This window comes from Symbiopectobacterium sp. (genome assembly GCF_051710365.1).
In the GTDB taxonomy this organism is placed as follows: Bacteria; Pseudomonadota; Gammaproteobacteria; order Enterobacterales; family Enterobacteriaceae; genus Symbiopectobacterium.
The window spans coordinates 1-2,757 of record NZ_JBPETA010000292.1 but is presented as its reverse complement, the minus strand read 5'-3'; the positions used below and the strand labels follow the sequence as shown (position 1 = coordinate 2,757).

At 50.2% G+C, this 2,757-nt stretch carries 3 protein-coding genes; 1 reads left to right on the top strand and 2 read right to left on the bottom strand.

All coding sequences use genetic code 11. The features are described from left to right. Nucleotides 1–117: 117 nt before the first annotated feature. Together ACTBDZ_RS16825 and metN are read right to left on the bottom strand one after the other, a co-directional pair. Nucleotides 118–771, bottom strand: coding sequence for a methionine ABC transporter permease MetI (locus ACTBDZ_RS16825; protein ID WP_438816155.1), 654 nt, complete (start codon nucleotides 769–771; stop codon nucleotides 118–120). Continuing rightward, nucleotides 764–1,798 (bottom strand): methionine ABC transporter ATP-binding protein MetN, encoded by a 1,035-nt coding sequence (metN, locus tag ACTBDZ_RS16820; protein WP_438816154.1) that lies wholly within the window; start codon nucleotides 1,796–1,798, stop codon nucleotides 764–766. Before metN ends, ACTBDZ_RS16825 begins: the two co-directional genes overlap by 8 nt. A 181-nt stretch (nucleotides 1,799–1,979) precedes the next feature. Here metN and gmhB point away from each other — a divergent pair, with 181 nt between their 5' ends. Further along, complete coding sequence (gene gmhB, locus ACTBDZ_RS16815) at nucleotides 1,980–2,543, top strand: D-glycero-beta-D-manno-heptose 1,7-bisphosphate 7-phosphatase (RefSeq protein ID WP_438816153.1); 564 nt, start codon at nucleotides 1,980–1,982, stop codon at nucleotides 2,541–2,543. Nucleotides 2,544–2,757: the final 214 nt, after the last annotated feature.

The following is a 2,757-nucleotide window of genomic DNA, read 5'->3' as shown; positions in this document are numbered from 1 at the left end:
CCCAGTAGCGTACCCAGTGCGGCGACGGTTTTAAATTTGATTGTCATTTCCTTAACCTCTGCATATTTAACGTTTTGCGGCTTGCCGACACTGGCATAGTCCGACGTGTAGTAAAACTTATTTATGTGTCACTGCCCGTACTGTGCGATCGCCTACGAATTGGATCAGGTAGACCAGAACAACCAGTAATATTAATACCGTATTCATGACTGTCGCGTTATAACCAATGTATCCATACTGATAACCAATTTGACCTAACCCACCGGCACCGACTGCGCCCCCCATTGCAGAATAGCCTACCAGGGTGATAAGTGTGATGGTGGCGGCATTGATAAGACCGGGAAGTGCTTCTGGCAGCAGAATCTTACGAATGATCTGTAACGGCGTGGCTCCCATAGCGCGCGCGGCCTCGATCAATCCGCTGGAGATTTCCAGAAGAGCGTTTTCTACCATACGCGCGATAAACGGCGCTGCGCCTACGGTCAATGGCACAATGGCTGCCTTCAACCCGATAGAAGTGCCGACGATGGCGCGTGTGAACGGAATTACCCACACCAGCAAAATAATGAACGGAATAGAACGGAAAATATTCACCAACGCTGACAGTGTGCGATACAGCGGCGGATTGGCAACGATCTGACCCGGACGGGTAATATAAAGCATCACGCCAACCGGCAATCCCAGTACAAAGCCAAAGAAGCAGGAAACAAATGTCATCACAACGGTTTCCCAAACGCCTTTCGCCATCAACCACATCATTGCTTCAGACATAGCCCAGCACCTCAACTTTCACATGGTGTTCCTGTAAAAACGCGATGGCGGCCACCGTGTCCTGTTCTTCGCCGTGCATCTCGGCCAACATGATGCCGAATTTGACGCCACTTGCGTAATCCATCTGCGCACTGATGATATTGTTATTGATGTTAAAGCGGCGCGCGATCGTTGAAAGTAATGGCGCATCGACGGATTGACCGGTAAATTCCAGCCGTAGCAGCGGAGTGTTTTGGTCGTTGTGCGGTGCAGCGATGAGCCGGGACTGGTAATCCTCGGGGATATCCAGATGCAGCGTAGACTGAATAAAGGTTTGTGCCAGAGGCGTTTTAGGGTGAGAGAACACTTCGCTGACCGTATCCTGCTCAATCAATTGACCGCCACTGATAACGGCTACCTGATCGCAGATGCGTTTTACTACATCCATTTCATGGGTGATCAACAGGATGGTTATCCCTAAACGGCGATTAATGTCTTTGAGCAATTCGAGAATGGAACGCGTAGTGGCCGGATCGAGCGCACTGGTGGCCTCGTCACACAGCAGTACCTTGGGATTGCTGGCCAGCGCGCGAGCAATCGCAACGCGCTGCTTTTGCCCGCCGGACAGATTTGCCGGGTAAGCATCGTGCTTGTCCGATAACCCCACCAGTTCGAGCAGTTCGTTGACGCGGCGGATAATTTCGTTTTTCGGCGTGGTGTCCAGCTCAAGAGGCAGGGCCACATTACCAAACACGGTACGAGACGCCAAAAGATTAAAGTGCTGGAAGATCATGCCAATCTGGCGGCGTGCCTTGGTTAACTGCGCTTCGGACAGCGCCATCAAATCCTGGTCACCAACCAATACCTCACCGTGTGTCGGGCGCTCCAACAGATTTACACAGCGGATCAACGTACTTTTACCTGCACCGGATGCGCCGATAACCCCATAGATCTGCCCAGCAGGGACATACAGACTGACATTGTCCAGTGCTGTGATGGTCTGGCCTTTCTGCTGGAAAATTTTTGTAATGTTAGAAAGTTTAATCATCTTTATTTATCGTAAGTGCCTATCGCGGGATAGATCAACATCTGCCGTATGCAGAATATTGTACGGATTTTAGGGCGTCTAGACGTCTAAGTCAATTTACTTTGTCGTTATGACGCATTCTCGCAAAGTACAAAAACATGCGATACTAACGCGCAAATAACGCCATCAGGAGCACATAGCAGTGGCACAACCGATTCCAGCCGTTTTTCTCGATCGCGACGGCACGATTAATGTCGATCATGGTTACGTTCATGAGATCGATCAGTTTGAGTTTATTGATGGCGTTATCGACGCGATGAGTGAACTAAAGAAGAAAGGATTTGCGCTGGTACTGGTGACTAACCAGTCCGGTATTGCGCGCGGCATGTTCAGTGAAGATGATTTCATGCACCTGACCGAGTGGATGGATTGGTCGCTGGCCGATCGCGGGGTCGATTTGGACGGCATCTATTTCTGTCCCCACCACGCAGAACAGGGGCAAGGGGAATATCGTCAGGAGTGTGACTGCCGTAAACCCAAGCCGGGCATGTTTCTCTCAGCGCAGAGCTTCCTCAATATCGATATGGCCGCTTCTTATATGGTCGGTGATAAAGAAGAAGACATGCAGGCTGCCGTTGCGGCGGGTGTCGGAACAAAAGTGCTGGTGCGTACCGGCAAGCCGATTACCGAGCAAGGCGAAGCGCTGGCTGATATTGTGATTGATAGTCTGGCCGATTTGCCGCGCGTTATCGAACAGCGTAAATGAGTATAATCGGGCTTATCGGGCGGAATTTGAACAAACGGAAAAAAAGATCCAAAAAAGGGGTTGTGTAAATTATTGGGATCCCTATAGTGCGCCTCCGTTGACACGACACGAAGCGATTCAAGGCGAGGTCAGCAAGAGAAAAACGATTCACTTTCAAATGAAAATAATCGTTGACTCTTAAAGAGGAAAGCGTAGTATACGCCACCTCGCGACA